Annotated in this window: 15 protein-coding genes and 2 CRISPR repeat arrays; of the genes, 8 read left to right on the forward strand and 7 right to left on the reverse strand. The window is 67.3% G+C overall.

Annotated elements, in window-relative coordinates; translation table 11 throughout:
- Positions 1 to 48: 48 nt before the first annotated feature.
- The 4 genes from BKA25_RS03515 to BKA25_RS03530 are packed head-to-tail and all read left to right on the forward strand — an operon-like array spanning position 49 to position 5,094.
- Positions 49 to 1,158: a PrpF domain-containing protein gene (locus BKA25_RS03515; RefSeq protein ID WP_084643385.1), complete on the forward strand. Its 1,110-nt coding sequence runs from the start codon at positions 49 to 51 to the stop codon at positions 1,156 to 1,158.
- A gap of 29 nt (positions 1,159 to 1,187) precedes the next feature.
- Positions 1,188 to 2,285 (forward strand): ABC transporter ATP-binding protein, encoded by a 1,098-nt coding sequence (locus BKA25_RS03520; RefSeq protein WP_069852166.1) that lies wholly within the window; start codon positions 1,188 to 1,190, stop codon positions 2,283 to 2,285.
- Entirely contained in the window at positions 2,282 to 3,988 is a 1,707-nt protein-coding gene (locus BKA25_RS03525; RefSeq protein ID WP_236750383.1) for an ABC transporter permease, read from the forward strand. Before BKA25_RS03520 ends, BKA25_RS03525 begins: the two co-directional genes overlap by 4 nt.
- Entirely contained in the window at positions 3,985 to 5,094 is a 1,110-nt protein-coding gene (locus BKA25_RS03530; protein ID WP_069852164.1) for an ABC transporter substrate-binding protein, read from the forward strand. The genes BKA25_RS03525 and BKA25_RS03530 overlap by 4 nt, the downstream gene beginning before the upstream one ends.
- A gap of 84 nt (positions 5,095 to 5,178) precedes the next feature.
- Here BKA25_RS03530 and BKA25_RS03535 read toward each other — a convergent pair whose 3' ends face one another.
- The 5 genes from BKA25_RS03535 to BKA25_RS03555 form a co-directional block, all read right to left on the reverse strand.
- Positions 5,179 to 5,328, reverse strand: a complete 150-nt coding sequence (locus BKA25_RS03535) for a hypothetical protein (RefSeq protein ID WP_157421276.1) — start codon at positions 5,326 to 5,328, stop codon at positions 5,179 to 5,181.
- Between the two features lie 216 nt (positions 5,329 to 5,544).
- Entirely contained in the window at positions 5,545 to 6,279 is a 735-nt protein-coding gene (locus tag BKA25_RS03540) for a dienelactone hydrolase family protein (protein ID WP_069852163.1), read from the reverse strand.
- Positions 6,280 to 6,397: 118 nt separating this feature from the next.
- Positions 6,398 to 7,027 (reverse strand): hypothetical protein, encoded by a 630-nt coding sequence (locus BKA25_RS03545; RefSeq protein ID WP_069852161.1) that lies wholly within the window; start codon positions 7,025 to 7,027, stop codon positions 6,398 to 6,400.
- 91 nt (positions 7,028 to 7,118) lie between these two features.
- Positions 7,119 to 7,358, reverse strand: a complete 240-nt coding sequence (locus BKA25_RS03550) for a hypothetical protein (RefSeq protein WP_069852159.1) — start codon at positions 7,356 to 7,358, stop codon at positions 7,119 to 7,121.
- Positions 7,358 to 7,831, reverse strand: a complete 474-nt coding sequence (locus BKA25_RS03555; RefSeq protein WP_157421275.1) for a hypothetical protein — start codon at positions 7,829 to 7,831, stop codon at positions 7,358 to 7,360. Before BKA25_RS03555 ends, BKA25_RS03550 begins: the two co-directional genes overlap by 1 nt.
- 455 nt (positions 7,832 to 8,286) lie before the next feature.
- Here BKA25_RS03555 and BKA25_RS03560 point away from each other — a divergent pair, with 455 nt between their 5' ends.
- The 3 genes from BKA25_RS03560 to BKA25_RS03570 are packed head-to-tail and all read left to right on the forward strand — an operon-like array spanning position 8,287 to position 9,602.
- On the forward strand, positions 8,287 to 9,141 hold the full coding sequence (locus BKA25_RS03560; RefSeq protein WP_069852153.1) for a helix-turn-helix domain-containing protein: 855 nt from the start codon (positions 8,287 to 8,289) through the stop codon (positions 9,139 to 9,141).
- Positions 9,138 to 9,362, forward strand: coding sequence for a DUF397 domain-containing protein (locus BKA25_RS03565; protein WP_084643384.1), 225 nt, complete (start codon positions 9,138 to 9,140; stop codon positions 9,360 to 9,362). Before BKA25_RS03560 ends, BKA25_RS03565 begins: the two co-directional genes overlap by 4 nt.
- Positions 9,363 to 9,410: 48 nt before the next feature.
- Positions 9,411 to 9,602 (forward strand): DUF397 domain-containing protein, encoded by a 192-nt coding sequence (locus BKA25_RS03570; protein WP_069854071.1) that lies wholly within the window; start codon positions 9,411 to 9,413, stop codon positions 9,600 to 9,602.
- A gap of 81 nt (positions 9,603 to 9,683) precedes the next feature.
- Positions 9,684 to 10,017: a CRISPR direct-repeat array (repeat unit 29 nt; unit sequence GGCTCACCTCCGCCTGCGCGGAGCGGACC).
- A gap of 211 nt (positions 10,018 to 10,228) precedes the next feature.
- Here the strand turns inward: BKA25_RS03570 and BKA25_RS03575 are convergent.
- Positions 10,229 to 11,023 carry an SDR family NAD(P)-dependent oxidoreductase gene (locus BKA25_RS03575; RefSeq protein ID WP_069854070.1) on the reverse strand — a complete coding sequence of 265 codons (795 nt, stop codon included), beginning with the start codon at positions 11,021 to 11,023 and terminating at the stop codon, positions 10,229 to 10,231.
- Between the two features lie 87 nt (positions 11,024 to 11,110).
- On the opposite strand from BKA25_RS03575, the gene BKA25_RS03580 reads away from it, so the two are divergent.
- A complete protein-coding gene (locus tag BKA25_RS03580) occupies positions 11,111 to 11,953 on the forward strand; it encodes a helix-turn-helix transcriptional regulator (RefSeq protein ID WP_069852151.1) in 843 nt (280 codons plus the stop codon).
- Positions 11,954 to 12,018: 65 nt separating this feature from the next.
- Positions 12,019 to 12,412: direct repeats of the CRISPR family, unit length 28 nt; unit sequence GGCTCACCTCCGCCTGCGCGGAGCGGAC.
- A gap of 240 nt (positions 12,413 to 12,652) precedes the next feature.
- Here the strand turns inward: BKA25_RS03580 and BKA25_RS03585 are convergent.
- The gene (locus BKA25_RS03585; RefSeq protein WP_069852149.1) at positions 12,653 to 14,623 is read right to left on the reverse strand and encodes a Xaa-Pro dipeptidyl-peptidase; all 1,971 of its coding nucleotides are present in this window, start codon (positions 14,621 to 14,623) and stop codon (positions 12,653 to 12,655) included.
- Positions 14,624 to 15,193: the final 570 nt, after the last annotated feature.

A 15,193-nucleotide genomic window follows, 5' to 3' on the forward strand; every position in this document is an offset into this window, starting at 1 on the left:
CAGTCTCTACACCCGTAAGTCGGGCGAACTTCAAGAGGAGGCTGCCGGGTGCTGCGCCTACCAGGGACGTTGATGCGAGGGGGGACGAGTAAGTGCTGGATGTTCGACGAACAGACCATCCCCGCCGAGCCGTCGTTGGATCGGATCCTCGCCTCGGCATTCGGCTCCGCTGACCCGCGCCAGATCGACGGCGTCGGCGGCGCGACCTCCACGACGTCCAAGGCAGCCATCGTCCGCCGCTCCGAGGACCCGGGCATCGACGTCGACTACCTCTTCGCGCAGGTCGGCATCGGCGTGGACGGCGTCGAATGGGGCAGCAACTGCGGCAACTGCGCCACCGCCGTCGGCCTGTACGCGCTACAGACCGGCCTGGTCGCGCCGACCGCGCCTGCCAGCGTGGTCACGATGCGCAACCGCAACACCGGCGCCGTGCTGACCACGACCGTCCCCACCCCGGACGGGATCGTTCCCGAACTGGGCGAACAGTCCGTTCCGGGCTCGGCCGCCCTGGGGGTGCCGGTCGCGCTCGGCTTCTTACGACCTGCGGGCACCAGCACCGGCAGGCTGCTGCCCACCGGAAACCCGGTGGACCGGGTCGACTCCGTGGACGCCACCCTGATCGACGCCGGGGCGCCCGCGATGCTCATCGACGCGGCCTCGATGGGCCTGTCCGGCCTCGAATCGATCGCCGATTTCGCCAAGCGGGTGCCGGAGCTGAGCACGCTGCGGCGCGCCGCAGCGCTGCGGATGGGACTGGATGCACCCGGTGACCCCGTCCGACACGCCGTGCCCAAGGTGGGGGTCGTCGGCCCGCCCGGCGACTACCGAACCTCGACCGGGGTCGAGATCTCCGGGGCCGACTACGACCTGGCCGTGCGGATGGTCTCCATGCACGCCCCACACCCCTCCATCGGTCTGACCTCGGCAGTAGCGGTTGCAACGGGTGTGCTGACATCCGGCGCTCTCCCAGCGACACTGGCCGAGAGTCGTCCCTCCCAGACCTCGATCCGACTCGGCACCCCGGTGGGCGTGGTGCAGGTCGACATCGAACTCGACGACGCGAAAGCGGTACACGCGGTGACCCTGCACCGTGCCGCAAGGCGGATCGCGACCGCGGAACTCCTCGTTCCGGTCCTACTACGGGAACGCGTGCGCTGACACAGCGGCCCGACAGCAAGGGAGCTGTCTTGAAGGTTCAGTTGCAGAACATCACCCTCGCCTACGGCAGCGCCGTGGCCGTCGACAACCTCGACATCACCGTGGAGGACGGCGAGTCGGTGGTCCTCCTCGGCAAGTCCGGCTGTGGGAAGACCTCGACCATGCGCTGCGTCGCCGGTCTGGAGACCCCGGTCAAGGGGCGGATCACCATCGGTGACCAGGTCGTATTCGACGCCGAGCGTGGCGTGCAGGTGCCGCCGAACAAGCGCAACGTCGGGATGGTCTTCCAGTCCTACGCGGTCTGGCCGCATCGGACGATCTTCCAGAACGTCGCGTTCCCGTTGAAGCAGCAGAAGCTGCCCAAGTCGGAGATCAAGCAGCGGGTCTACGAGACCCTGGACATCGTCGGCCTCAGCGAGTTCGCCGACCGGGGCGCCAGCCTGCTCAGCGGTGGACAGATGCAGCGGGTCGCGTTGGCCAGGAGCCTGGTCATGCGGCCGAGCGTGCTGCTACTCGACGAACCGCTGTCCAACCTCGATGCGCGACTGCGGGACCGGCTGCGGCTGGAGCTGCGCGAGATCCAGCAGCGACTCAACCTGACCTGCGTCTATGTCACCCACGACCAGTCGGAGGCACTGGCGCTGGCCGACCGGATCGCCCTGATGCAGGGTGGCCGCATCGTGCAGATCGACCGGCCGGAGCGGATCTACGAGAACCCGGTGTCGGCCTCGATCGCCGACTTCCTCGGCGTCTCCAACGTCTTCGACTGCGCCCCGCGTGGGACCAGGGACGGCGGCACCCTCTACGGCCTGACCGGCCACGAGGTCGAGGTGCTGGCCACGAACGCCCAGTCGGACGGCGTCACCAAGCCGAAGGCCTGCATCCGGCCCGAGGACATCCAGCTCAGCGGCGAGGCGTCGCAGCGCGGCAACGACTGGCCCGGCCGGGTCGAGGTCGTCGCCTACCAGGGCGCCTCGGTGCGCTACCGGATCGCGCTCAAGGGCGGCCCGGAGCTGGACGCGGTCGTCGGCAAGGGCTCCGCCCCGCTGCTGTCGGTCGGCGAACAGGTGTGGGCCTCGGCCGACCCGGCGGCGGTGCAGGTGCTGCCCTCGGAGGTGCCGGCGTGAGATCCGTGCTGCGCAGAGTCCGCCACGGCCTGCCGACCGGAGTGCTGCTGATAGTGCTCGGGGTGCTGGTCGTGGTCCCCATGCTGTTCATCGCACTGGCCGCGTTCAGCGACAACGTCCCCCGGCCGGGTTCGGTGGTGGACTCGCTGTCCTTCGACAACTTCGCGATCCTGGGATCCGGCGAGGCGCTGGGCGCCCTCGGCAACTCGGTGCTGATCGCCGCGTTGGCCTCGGTCTTCGCGATGGCGATCGGCTGCGGACTGGCCTTCCTGGCGGCGCGGGCCGACGTGCCGGGCAAGCGGTTCCTCTACTTCGTCGGCATCGCGCCGATGTTCCTGCCCTCGCTGGTCGGAGCGCTGGCCTGGTCGCTGCTCGGCAGCCCGGCCACCGGCTTCCTGAACCTGGTGTTCCAGGGCATCGGGCTGGACATCACGCTGAACGTCTACAGCATGCCGGGCCTGATCATGGTGCTGGCGCTGTACTACGCGCCCTACGCCTTCTTACTCGTCCACGGCGCGCTGTCGCTGATGAACCCCGACCTCGAAGAGGCGGCGTTCGTGCACGGCGGAACGCGGCGGCGCACCCTGAGCTGGGTGACGTTCCCGCTGGCCATGCCCGCGATACTCGGCTCCGGTGTGCTGATCTTCGCGCTGACCATGGAGAACTTCCCGGTCGCGCAGGTGATCGGCAACCCGGGCCAGATCGAGACGTTGCCGAGTTTCATCTACCGACTGATGAACGCCTCGCCCTCGCGCGGTACCGAGGCGGCGGCGGTGGCGATCGCCCTGACCGCGGTGCTGCTGGTGGTCACCGCTCTGCAACAGCGCGCGGTGATGCGGCGGAAGTTCACCACCGTCACCGGTAAGGGCGTCAAGGCGAAGCTGGTGTCGTTGGGGCGCTGGAAGTGGCCGATGTTCGGCCTGGCGATGCTGTACTTCCTGCTCGCGGTGGTGCTGCCGGTGGGCGCGCTGCTGATCGCGGCCTTGCAGAACTCGCCGTACGTCTCCTCGATCGGCCAGTTGGCCGAGCCGGGCGCACTGTCGTTCTGGAACCTCGGGCAACTCGTCATCTCGTCCGACTTCCTGCAATCGGCGGGCAACAGCGCCGTGACCGCGATCCTGGCAGCCGTGATCGGCACCGGAATCAGCTTCGTCGTCGCCTACACCGTCTACCGGACGAACGCCCCGGGCCGCCGAATCCTGGAGTTCGTGGCGATGGCCCCACTGGCCGTCCCGGCGATCGTGCTGGGCCTCGGTCTGCTGTGGACCTGGCTGGTCGTCCCACTGCCGATCTACGGCACGGTGTTCGTGCTGGTCATCGCGTTCATGGCGGTGTTCCTGCCGCAGGGCTATCGCGGGGTGACCTCGTCGATCCTGCAGGTGGATCGGGATCTGGAGGACAGCGCCGTGCTACTCGGTGCCCGCCGCGCCAAGGCGGTGTCCTGGGTGACGCTGCCCTTGATGCGGGTCGGCATGGTCTCGACGGTGTTGCTGCTGCTCATGCTGTGTATGCGTGAGTTGTCGGCGGCCCTGTTCCTGTTCACCTCGGACACCCGACTGCTGTCGATCCTGATCTTCGACAACTACGACAACGGTGCGATGCAGGGCGCCGCCTCCATCAGCCTGCTCTACTGCGTGGTCATCCTGATCATCGCGGTGCTGGCGAAGTCCCTGGGTGCCAAGACCGTGGATGGTGCGCGATGAGAAAGATCCGAATCCTCGCCAGTCTCGCCGTCGCGGGTTCGCTGGTCGCCGCGGGTTGCGCGCCGCCGCAGTTCACCCCGGTGGTCGACTCCAGCGCGGAGGTCGACACCTCCGACGGCCTGGTCATCAACGGCGAACGCATCGCCGACGCCGAGGAGCTGGCCGCCGCGAAGGAGGAGGGCCGCATCTCGCTGTACAGCGGCTACGTGGAGAACAGCGAGAAAGAGGTCATCAAGGTCTTCGAGGAGGACACCGGCATCAAGGTGGACCTCGTGCGCTTGGTGCCCAACCGGCTGTCCGAGCGGGTGCTCAGTGAGCAGGGCGCGGGCAGACTCGGCGCCGACGTGGTGCGAACCTCGGACTTCGACATCGCCAGCCGGATGCGCGAGGCAGGCGTGTTCCAGTCCTACGAGGTCGCCGACTACGACAACATGGACGAGACCGTCCGCTACTTCGACGGCGACTTCTACCGGGTGTTCAACCCGCTCTACACCTTCGCCTACAACACGGCGTTGGTGGACGAGGAAGACGCGCCGAAGTCCTGGCACGACCTCAACGATGAGCAGTGGAAGGACGACCTGGGCATCACCCAGGTCGGCGCGGGCGGCAGCTCGCTGACGCTGAACCGGTTCCAAGAGCAGAACCTCGGCGAGGACTTCCTGCCCACGCTGGCCGACCAGAACCCCAGGATCTTCGACTCCTCCAGTGCCGCGCTGGAAAGCCTGGCGCGCGGCGAGATCCCGGTGGCCACGGCGGTGGTCAGCAGCGTCAACATCGCGGCCAGCAAGAACGCGCCGGTCAACTTCGTCATCCCCGAGGAGGGCATGGCGGCCTACGACTACTTCGTCGGCATGACCGACGCGGCCGTCAACACCGACGCCGCCGAGCTGTTCCTAGAGTGGAACCTGTCCAAGCGCGGGCAGGACGTCTTCCGCCAGATCGGCGAATTCCCCGCCAGGGGCGACGTCGAACCCCCGGAGATCCTGTCCCAACAACTGCCCACGGCAGACAGCGGCAAGATCGTCCGCATCGACCCCGAGGTACTGATCGCCGCCGCCGAGGGCGACCAACAGCGGTGGAACGGGTTGTTCGGGTATCTGGGTTAGGAACTAGTCGCCGGGAGCACGTCGGTTGCGCTGGGTTTCTCGATCAGCGCGCCGACGTGCTTTCGTGGCTTTCAAGGTGGTGGCTTAGCGGGTCGGGATGAAGTGGTTGGTGTCATCGGCTGAGCCGTTTCCGGCTGCGACGCGGGTGAGTTCGTCCAGTGCCGCACGGCGGGCTTGACGGACCTCTTCGCTCTCGACGCTCTCGCTGGGGCGGTTGTCCGGATTCGTGTTCATGGGATGGTCCCTGGTCTTCGTTGGGGTTGCTTGGCGCGGCTGGATCGCAGCGACTCGCCTCCGCTTGCGCGGAGCGAACCTTTGCGACGTGTAGATGGTGAGGCGGGAGCCGCATGGAGAATGCCGCGCCGTCATGCGGGCCGCTCAAGGTGTCAGCTGCGGCCCGCATGACGGCTCATGCGCGGCTTGGGTAATTCTCCCGGCGCAATGCAGTACTCAGCTGCCGGCCAGCGTGCGGTCGAGCAGGGGAAGCAGCCGGTCCCAATGGTGTTGTAGGGCGGCGGGGTTGTAGGCGTCGGTGTCGGACATGGTGAAGCCGTGGATGGTGCCGGGGTAGATCTCGGAGGTGTAGTCGACACCTGCGGCATCCAGGGCTCGGTTGAGTTCGCCGAGATCCTCGGTCGTCAGGTCCGTCTCGGCGTGACCGAAGTGGACCGCGCAGGTGAGGCGGTGCAGGCTGTCGGGTCCGTCGGCGCCCACGGGGCCGTGGAAGCTGGCCAATGCGGCCACCTGACCGGGATGGGCAACGGCGGTGCGCATCGCTAGGAGACCGCCGATGCAGTAGCCGGTCACCGCGACCGGACCGGCGCTGACCTCGGGTTGGCTGGTGAGGAACTTCAGGTAGGCGTCGGCGTCGCTCAGGACGTGTTCGGCGGTGTGCGCCTCGATCAGGGGCATGAACCGATCGACGAGTGCAGGCCGGACGTCTTCGCCGATGTGTTCGGGAAGGTCGATCACCGGTGTGGGGCCTTGCCGGTAGAAGAAGTTGGGAACGAGCACGTAGTACCCGTGCTCGGCCAGTTCGCGGGCCATCTCCCGCAGTGCGGGACGAATTCCGAAGGCATCCGCGTACATCAACACCCCGGGGTGCTGCCCGCCCTTGTCGGGGAAAGCAGCGAAGGCGTCGGCCTGACCGTCTTCGGTGGGAATGTGCAGCATCTTGCTGGGCATGAGTTCTCCTGTCGTGGTTGACGTGTCGTGTGCTTCGGCAACACGACAGGAGGCGGAGCCCGCGCAACGGCGTCGGATCCGCAAATCGATAGCGGGCCGGCCCCGGCCCGTACGGCGCTCAGTGGAGCACCGGGTCACCAATCCGCGTGTGGCGCAAGGCCGTCCCGGTAGTCATCGCCGCATAACGTAGCTCATTGGGCAGGACGCTGCGGGATCGGCAATGGCTATGCCGAACACGGCACGAATTGTCGAACCGCGTCCACCTCGGTGCCGACTCTCGCTTTCTCATTCGGGATAACGACAGCAGCAGGCATAGCGTGCAGGGCATTCCGTCGCCTGCCGTGACCTGGTCTGCGGTGCCGTCGAAGACCTCGCCGCAGCGGGCGATGAGCATGGGGCTCGGGGTGGTCGTCGCCTCGATCTCCACGATATGGACCGGTGTCGCCGAGGTACGGCGCAGAAACAACCGAATGACCTCGTCGACGGTGTCGATTTCCGGTGGTCGGCCTTCGAGAACCACACGGCAATCGGGACAGTCGGCGGCGTGGGTGGCGGGGATGCCCGGTAGTACCTCGGCAGGGCGTGGGCCGATGGTGACGGGCGTTCCACAGAGCGCGGTGACCCGATCGCCGCTGGTGGGAACGGGTTGGCCGGTGTCGACGAAGACGAGGTGTCGGTCGAGGATCAGGCCGACCATCGGACACACGTCCTGCTCGATGAGCATCGGTTCTTCTGCGGGGCCGCTCATCGCCGGGATCGCAGTTCGGCCAGTAGGAACGGACGAACTCGCAGCGCGGGCAGTCGCCGGAGCGTGCCCACCATGGCAAACGTGGTGATGGTCATCGGACCACCGCCGACAGTCGCTGCCGTGCTGGTCGGGCGATGGTCAGACAGGCCGGACACCGTTGCTCGTCGTAATAGGGCAGCGCGATCGGTGTGCGGTTCAGAGCGGTGAAGGTGGTCGACGGGTCGCAGTCTGGGCGGACGTTGATCCGGTCATCACGGGTCCAGTGTTCGCTGGCGGCGCGATGGGTGTCGCACGCCCGAACGCTGCGGACGAACCACGGCCGGTCGGGCATCACGGCGCACCACCGGCGATGGTCGCGGCCAGGTCGGTCGGGACGATTGCGGCGGCGGATTCTGTCCCGCTGACCAGTCCATGGGCGTGTTTCAGCGCCCAACACAACTCCGGCAACCGGTGGGTGTGGACGGACCAGCGGCCCAGGATCGACTGCGTGTTGCGAATGGTGACCAGGGCGCTCTCATCGCCCGGATCGGCGACGAGCAGTTCTCGATCCTCCAGGCCGTTGCCTATGGCGGGCACCGTGATGTCCCGGCGCCGTCGATACCGCAGCGCGTTGATCACCTCCGTCGTAGCGCCTGTGGTGAGGGCGGCCAGGCTCGGCCGCCGCGCCGGATGATGGCCCTCTACGAGGATGTGTCCCTGGGCTCGGTTGCAGCTCACCGCCACCCACATCGATCGAGACGGTGTGCCCAGCAGCACGGCGGGCACCCATTCCGACCACTGGGCCGGATCGCGAAAAGACCTCACGATGAAACCTCCAATTCGACAGCCAGGGAAGACCCGGCCTCGGCGGCACAACGCGCCAGAATCGACAGCACCGACACCGAATGCGGGCGCGAACGCCTTCGGTGGGCTCGGACCGGCCGCGCCTTCGGCGGCCGATAACCCCAGAACGCCAACGCGGAACCGATAACCAGGAGCCCGAGCCCGATCGCCAGTAGCCCGGTCACAAAGCCCCCGGTGAGCGGTGCCGGGGCGGGCAGCCGATTCTCGGTAGAGAGCGGAGATTCGGCCCCGAGATGGTCGAGCGATGCAATGTGCGACCGAAGATCTCAAAGCTGCATGTCATGGAGACCCTTTCGGAGTCCGAGCTGGGTTGCCAGATGTTTCCGATTGTGTCCATGTCACCATCTGGAAACATGTGGAACAAGTCCACGATTGGGCGAATCGGAAGAGATCTAGACGTCGATACGCTGCGTCGCATGACTGTCACGCCCACGCCCAAGGCTGTTGCGCTCGGTGCTGCGCTGCGCCGAGCTCGGGAGGATGTCGGGCTCAGCGCGCGTGCGCTGTCACTCAAGATGCATCTGACCGCCTCCACCGTGAGTCGATGGGAATCGGGCGCCCGCTCGCCGCGACCGGTTGACGTTGCTGCGGTTCTGGCGGTCCTTGGAGTGCCGGAGGAAGAACGCGAAGAGCTGGTCGAGATGGCGCGGAGCACAGCGAACCGACAGTGGATCGCCGCGGGCTTGCCCGAGCAGAGACGGGCACTGACCGCGTTGCTCGAAGCGGAGCGCGACGCCGCTGAGATCGTTTGCCTTTCGCCGCTGCTGATTCCCGGTCTCATGCAAACCAGTGCTTACGCGCGGGCGATCATGAGCGGCGGTGGCGTACCTCAGGACGAGGTGGAGACACGAGTTCGAGTCAGGATCGGGCGACGCGAGGTCTACGCCCGACGGGATCGACCGGTGAAGGTTCTTGCGATCCTCGGTGAAGGCGCGCTACGCAGGATGGTCGGCGGTCGCACGGTGCTGGTCAGTCAACTGCGTGTGCTCATCGACGAGGCTTCTCTCCCTACCGTCGATCTGAGGATCATTCCCCACTCCGCTGGTTGGAGCCCCGATCTCGAAGGTTCGTTCGACCTGCTTACCTTCCCCGACACGCGTGACCCGATCGTCCACATCGAAAACCGGAGAAGCGCGCTCTTCTTTCACGAGTTGGACGACGTAGAGGCGTACCGCGAGTCGCTGGATACGGTCATGAGTGTGGCGATGAGCCCGGAGGCATCGATCGAGTTCATCGCCGATGTCATCAAGGACTTGGAGACGACACCATGACGCGCCTCGTTGAGCACGCTGGCTGGCGGAAGTCGCGCCGCTCGCAGAACACCAGCAACTGTGTGGAAATCAGACATGCCGCTGAGCAGGTGGGCATCAGGGACACGAAGAACCGAGCTGGCGGGGTTCTTATCGTCGACTGCGCTGCGTTCGGTTTCTTCCTCAATGCGATCAAATCCAACAGCCTTGGTGATCGATCATCGGCGGAGCTTGCTGATTGAGCCCTGGCTATGCTGCGAAGAGCGGCCTGGAGACGGAGCAGGAGCATGATGACCGCACACCCCATGACATGGCGTAAAGCCGCCCGCAGCGGCTCGACCTCGAACTGTGTCGAGATCGGGCGCGGGTCCGAACTGGTCGGCATCCGCGACACCAAGAACCGGGCCGGTGGGACTCTCATGGTCAACCCGGCCTCCTTCGGCGCCTTCCTCAACGCGGTGAAGACCGACCGCATGAGTTGACACTCCGGCCACCAGCGGCGTCGGACTGAGTAGCGAAGCCGACGCCGCTCGGCCGACCGAGCGAACGCATTCCTGTCGTTCGCCACACCTCCGCCTGCGCGGAGCGGACCACGGCGTGTCAGACGTCGGACTCAGCGGACGCGGCTCACCTCCGCCTGCGCGGAGCGGACGACGAATCCGCCGACGAGTGCATCAACTGCGGTGGCTCACCTCCGCCTGCGCGGAGCGGACGCCACGAAATCCCGCGCACAACGCGCCAGGGACGGCTCACCTCCGCCTGCGCGGGGCGGACGATCCGGGGTACATCCGGAAAGGAATCGCGAGCGGCTCACCTCCGCCTGCGCGGAGCGGACCGGACCGACCCCACGAAACCGCACTAGCCCCATGGCTCACCTCCGCCTGCGCGGAGCGGACCCTTCGCGACCTGCGGCTTCAGAAGGCCGTTATCTGTTCTTGACCTTCTGATTTCACTGTCTGGGTCGGCGCCATCTCAGCAGCCCCTTGCCACGGATGCCGTTGATTTTGAGTTGTGGTGCGGTGTTCACCGTAGCCTGCCCACCCGCGCACGGAGATCGGCCGTGTCGGCTCGGCACGGGAACAAGCCGCCCCGAACCGACACCGTCGTCTTACACCCGCGCGCCGCCATCGACGCGGAGCACTGCACCGGTCACATAGGAAGCGCGGTTGCTGAGTAGCCAGGCTGCCGCCTCGGCGACCTCGTCCGGCTGGGCGGCGCGGCCCAAGGGGGTCTGGGCGTTGAGCTGGTCGACGATGCCCGGGGTGTTCTCCTCCCAGCCCTTGATCATCTCGGTGAGCGTCGTGCCCGGAGCGACGGCGTTGACCCGGATGCCTTCGGGTCCATAGGTGACGGCGGCCGATTCGGTCAGGCTGTTGACGGCCCGCTTCATCGCGCCGTAGGCGGGAAACACCGAGTTGCTGCCGTGGCTGCCGATGCTGGAGACGTTGACGATCGCCCCTGAGCCGGCCGTCGCGCGGATCGCGGCGACCTGGGCCGACATCGCCAGCCACACGCCCCGCAGGTTGACGGTGTACACGTGGTCGAAATCGGCTTCCGCCATCTGATCCAACGGGCCGGGTGGCAGTCCGATGGCGCCGTTGTTGAAGGCGAGGTCGAGTCTTCCGAAGTGCTCCACGGTCTGACCGACGGCGTGGCGCACACTGTCCGCTTCGGACAGATCGCAGACCACGTAATCGGCTCGGCCGCCCGCCGCCCGGATCTCCTCGGTCACGGCGGCGAGCTGGCTCTCGGTCCGCGCCGCGAGCAGCACCGCCGCGCCTTCTTTGGCGAACAGGCGTGCCGCCGCCGCGCCGATGCCCCGGCCCGCGCCGGAGACGAAGGCGACCTTGTCCGCGAGCAGACCGGCTGAGGGCGTGATGTCGATGTTCGATGTGGTGGTCATGGTTTCGAGCTTGTGCCGGGTGCCGGCGCGTAACCAGACATCGGTGATACCTGGCTGAGCCGCCGAACCCGCACGCACACTGGCCTGGTGGACCGACAAGAGCTGGCCGCCTTCCTCCGCAGCCGACGCGAACGCATCACCGCCGCCGACGTGGGACTTCCCGCCGGAACCCGCCGCCGCACACCGGGACTCCGGCGCGAGGAAGTCGCCCAGCTCGCGTTCATCTCGACCGAGTACTACACGCGGATGGAACAGGCCAACGCGCCGCGCCCCTCCGGCGAGGTGCTGGCCGGTGTCGCCCGCGCGCTGCGCCTGTCGGATTCGGAACGCGACCACCTGCACCGGCTCGCGGGCGCCCCGCTCGGACCACGTACCGGGCCGACGCGGGAGGTTCGGCAGAGCATCCGTGACCTGCTGGATCGGCTGCCCAATGCTGCCGGGATCGTGCTGTCCGCCACCTACGAGGTCCTTGCCTGGAACGCGCTCGCCGCCGCCCTGATGGAGGACTTCTCCGCCCTGGCGCCCCGCGACCGCAACCTGATCCGCTGGGTCTTCCTCCGTCCGGACGCCGGTGCGTATGGCCTGTCGGACGTCCAGGAATTCGCGCTGGCCGCTACCCGACGACTGCGCGCCACCTCGGCCCGCTACCCCGACGACCCGCAGATCCACGAACTCGTCGCCGAACTCCTCGCGGGCAGCGCGGAGTTCGCCCGACTCTGGGAATCCCACGACGTCTGCACCGCACCCGCGCTCAAGAAGACCTTCCACCACCCGCTGGTGGGCGCGATCACCGTGGACTGCGACGGCTTCGACATCACCGACACCGACCAACAGGTCGTGCTCTACACCGCAGCCCCCGGCTCATCCTCGGACGAAGCGCTGCGCCTGCTGTCGGTCATCGGCACCCAGCGGATGGACGTGCCGGGCTGACATCGAGGTGGTGTGCTTCCGGTCTCGCGGACCGGAACTGCGGTGGAAACAACGACAAGGACGGCGGCTCACCTCCGCCTGCGCGGAGCGGACTCGTCCAAGGTCGACCAGATCGAAGCGGGGAACGGCTCACCTCCGCCTGCGCGGAGCGGACGCGCACCGAGTCACCTATATGACCTGGAAGGACGGCTCACCTCCGCCTGCGCGGAGCGGACAGTGGATCTCGCAGGGTGATGGTCGACGGCGAGGGCTCACCTCCGCCTGCGCGGAGCGGACCCCGTGCCGGGGCACCGGCGGCCCCCTGCCCGGGGCTCACCTCCGCCTGCGCGGAGCGGACGGATTAGGTCCCATGGACTTGGGCGCAAGCAACGGCTCACCTCCGCCTGCGCGGAGCGGACCAGGTCGACCCCACGAAGAAGGGCGCGTGGGCGGGCTCACCTCCGCCTGCGCGGAGCGGACCCTTTCGCGACCTGCGGTTTCAGAAGGCCGTTATCTGTTCTTGACCTGGTGATTCCGTTGCTCGGGTCGACGCCATCTCAGCTTTTCCCTGCCATCGATGTCGGTGCGTATTCAGTTCAGCTTGTACGTGATCACCGTAGCCTGCGCCTCGCCAGGCTGGGCACCGAGCAACGAGAAAAGCACGCGAACCGCCGCTGAGAAATCGGCGACGGCCCGCGTGCCCACAACCTCAATCCCTGACTAACGCCGAACCTGGTCGCCGTTCATCAGGATCGTCGGCTCATCGGGGACGCGGTGTTCGCGCACCGTCGGCGGTTCCTCGCGGGCCCGTTCGAAGTGGATCTGGCCGTCCACCAGCGGCACGTCGACGCTGGTCCCGCGCAGGCCGACCGTGAGGGCGGGTGTGCCGCCGGGGTTTCGGAGGTAGCGGGAGTCGCTGCCGCCGATGATCAGCGCGAGCTGATGGCCTTCGGGCACCACGTGGTCGGTGGTGGAGAGCCGGAAGGTGACGTCATAGCTCTGACCGGGCTCCAGCGGCTCGCCCTCGGTGGGGGAGGAGTGATTGGCGATGTCCGCCCAGCCTCGGGCGAAGATCTCCAGATCCACCTCGGCGGTGGTGGTCTCGGTGTCGCGGTAGCAGGCGCTGTCGAAGGATGTGCTCTCGCCCCAGCATGACCTGCTGGTCAGGGTGCGGATGCCTTCGCCGCTGCCCAGATAGTCGCGGGTGGTGTTGGGGCCGTAGTCGACCAGGGTCGCCGTCAGGTGTCCGACCGGCAGCGAGGAGGACACCGACACGGTCACCTCGCCCGTGCCCGCAATCCGGGCATCGTGGCGTAGCGGCGGGGTGTAGAAGAGCAGCCGGTCGTCGGCGGGTTGATCGGGGGACTCGGCCCAGGCGAACTGGTTGCCGCCCGCGCCGCGCTCGATCGACTGTGTCTCATCCGGTGGTTGCGAGTGCCTGCCGAGATGTCCGAGGCCATCGGTGCTGCTGGGGCGCGGGTTCAACTCGACATTCCTGGTGGAGGCGGGCGGCCACACCGGCTCGTCGGCCCAGACATCCGGCGCGCGCTCGATGGTGGCGGCGGGTTCGGTGTCGATGCCGTTGGGCACCTCCAGCAACCAGCGGTCGAACCAGCGGTGCAGGGTGTCGACCCACTCCTCGCGCCTGAAGTCGAAGGGATCGACGTGACCGGCTTGGGTCAGCCAGACCTTGCGCGGCACGTCGTGCTCCGCCAACGCCTCCCACCAGCGCCCGAAGTGGATCATCTTGACGTTCAGATCGCCGAGGCCGTGCACGGCCAGGACGCTGGCCTGCACGTTGGCGGCGTCCTTGGTGTGGTCGCGTTCCTCCCACAACTCGGTCCAGTCACCGTTCGTCGGCGCACCCGCGTCGAGTGCGGCCTTGGCGTGGCCGCAGTCCGCTCGGCCGCCCTGCTCCACCGTCCTGGCCAGCCCGGACGGCGAATTGCGGAACGCCGCGCCGTCCGAGCCGTAGTAGTCGTACCAGGAACTGATCGCGCCGATCGGCACGATCGTCTTCAGGCCGGGGGTGCCGGTGGCGGCGACGCCGTTGGCGATGGTGCCGTCGTAGGACTTGCCGATCATGCCGACCGCGCCGGTCGACCACTCGGCCGAGGCCTGGTCATCGCCGGTCGGCGACGTGTAGCCGGTGGCGGCGCCGTTCAGCCACTCCACGACGGCGGTCGCCGAGGTGACATCGGACGGGCCGCCCACGTCGACACAGCCTTCGCTGCGGTTGGTGCCCGCCAGGTCGACCAGCACGGTCGCATAGCCGCGCGGCACGAAATAGTTGTCGTAGAAGAGGGGGAAGCCTTCCGGACGGCCAGCCTCGTCGTAGGTCTTGAGCTGGCTCTCGTTGCCCCGGCCACAGCAGGAGTAATAGGGGCTGGCATCCATGATCACCGGCACCTGCTCGCCTGCGGCGGCGGGCTCACTGGGCCGGATGATGTCGGCGGCGACCCGGTCTGAGACCCCATCCCGGTCCCCGTCCAAGCCGATATCCACCCACACCGTCTCGCGGATCGCGTCGGCGTAGGAGTGAATCGGGGCGCTCACCCCGTTCTCCAGGCTGAACGCGGCGTCGGCGGACGTCGGTTCCTCGCTCGCCACGGCGGGCAGGGCCGTCCCGGCGAGCAGGACACCGGCCAGCGGTAATGCGAGTAATCGTCTTGTCGGTTCTTTCGTCGGCATGGACGCCCTCCTGGGGACACGGCAAGGTCGTTTGTCACGCTAACTGTCCGAATTGCGGAGCGACAGGTCCATTCGTTGCCGGTACATGACATCTCCATCACCGCTGGTGACGGCGCCCGAGTGATGTCACGGGTGGTGATCGTGGGGCAGGTGGACAGCCTCCGCTGAGGGCGTTCCTGCCTGCTCGCTTTCGCCGCCCACCAGCCTCGACGAATGTCACCCTGGGTGTGCAAGCGACGCGGCTCCGTGCCTGGGGGCGGCTCCTTAATTTTGTCGATCAGGTGCGAGGCGCTCCGAGGTCTGGCCGTTGTGGGCGGCGGTCTGGCGGGGAGTGGTGACGCTGCGTCGAGGTTTTACGCGCCGGTTTGTGCCTGGTGGCGGTGCGGGTCACATCTGGTGGTGGCGTTGGGTGAGCGGCGCTTAGGTTGGCCTTGTACGTCACGCCGGGTCACCCCGAAAGACACGCGAGATGCCCGCCCTCGATTCAAGAGTGGTGGTGGCTGGTTGGTCGTTCCTTCGACCGGCCGATGTGACCGGGCCGTTGATTCTCTCTTCCCCCGAGTCTCATTG

It is taken from the genome of Actinoalloteichus hymeniacidonis, assembly GCF_014203365.1.
GTDB classification, from domain to species: domain Bacteria; phylum Actinomycetota; class Actinomycetes; order Mycobacteriales; family Pseudonocardiaceae; genus Actinoalloteichus_A; species Actinoalloteichus_A hymeniacidonis.

What these genes read in the sequence shown, in the direction of transcription:
- BKA25_RS03560 (WP_069852153.1), top strand. Translation starts at nt 8,287, where the DNA reads ATGACTGTCACGCCCACGCCCAAGGCTGTTGCGCTCGGTGCTGCGCTG.
- BKA25_RS03550 (WP_069852159.1), bottom strand. Translation starts at nt 7,358, where the DNA reads ATGCCCGACCGGCCGTGGTTCGTCCGCAGCGTTCGGGCGTGCGACACC.
- BKA25_RS03570 (WP_069854071.1), top strand. Translation starts at nt 9,411, where the DNA reads ATGACCGCACACCCCATGACATGGCGTAAAGCCGCCCGCAGCGGCTCG.
- BKA25_RS03575 (WP_069854070.1), bottom strand. Translation starts at nt 11,023, where the DNA reads ATGACCACCACATCGAACATCGACATCACGCCCTCAGCCGGTCTGCTC.
- BKA25_RS03535 (WP_157421276.1), bottom strand. Translation starts at nt 5,328, where the DNA reads ATGAACACGAATCCGGACAACCGCCCCAGCGAGAGCGTCGAGAGCGAA.
- BKA25_RS03585 (WP_069852149.1), bottom strand. Translation starts at nt 14,623, where the DNA reads ATGCCGACGAAAGAACCGACAAGACGATTACTCGCATTACCGCTGGCC.
- BKA25_RS03540 (WP_069852163.1), bottom strand. Translation starts at nt 6,279, where the DNA reads ATGCCCAGCAAGATGCTGCACATTCCCACCGAAGACGGTCAGGCCGAC.
- BKA25_RS03530 (WP_069852164.1), top strand. Translation starts at nt 3,985, where the DNA reads ATGAGAAAGATCCGAATCCTCGCCAGTCTCGCCGTCGCGGGTTCGCTG.
- BKA25_RS03545 (WP_069852161.1), bottom strand. Translation starts at nt 7,027, where the DNA reads ATGAGCGGCCCCGCAGAAGAACCGATGCTCATCGAGCAGGACGTGTGT.
- BKA25_RS03565 (WP_084643384.1), top strand. Translation starts at nt 9,138, where the DNA reads ATGACGCGCCTCGTTGAGCACGCTGGCTGGCGGAAGTCGCGCCGCTCG.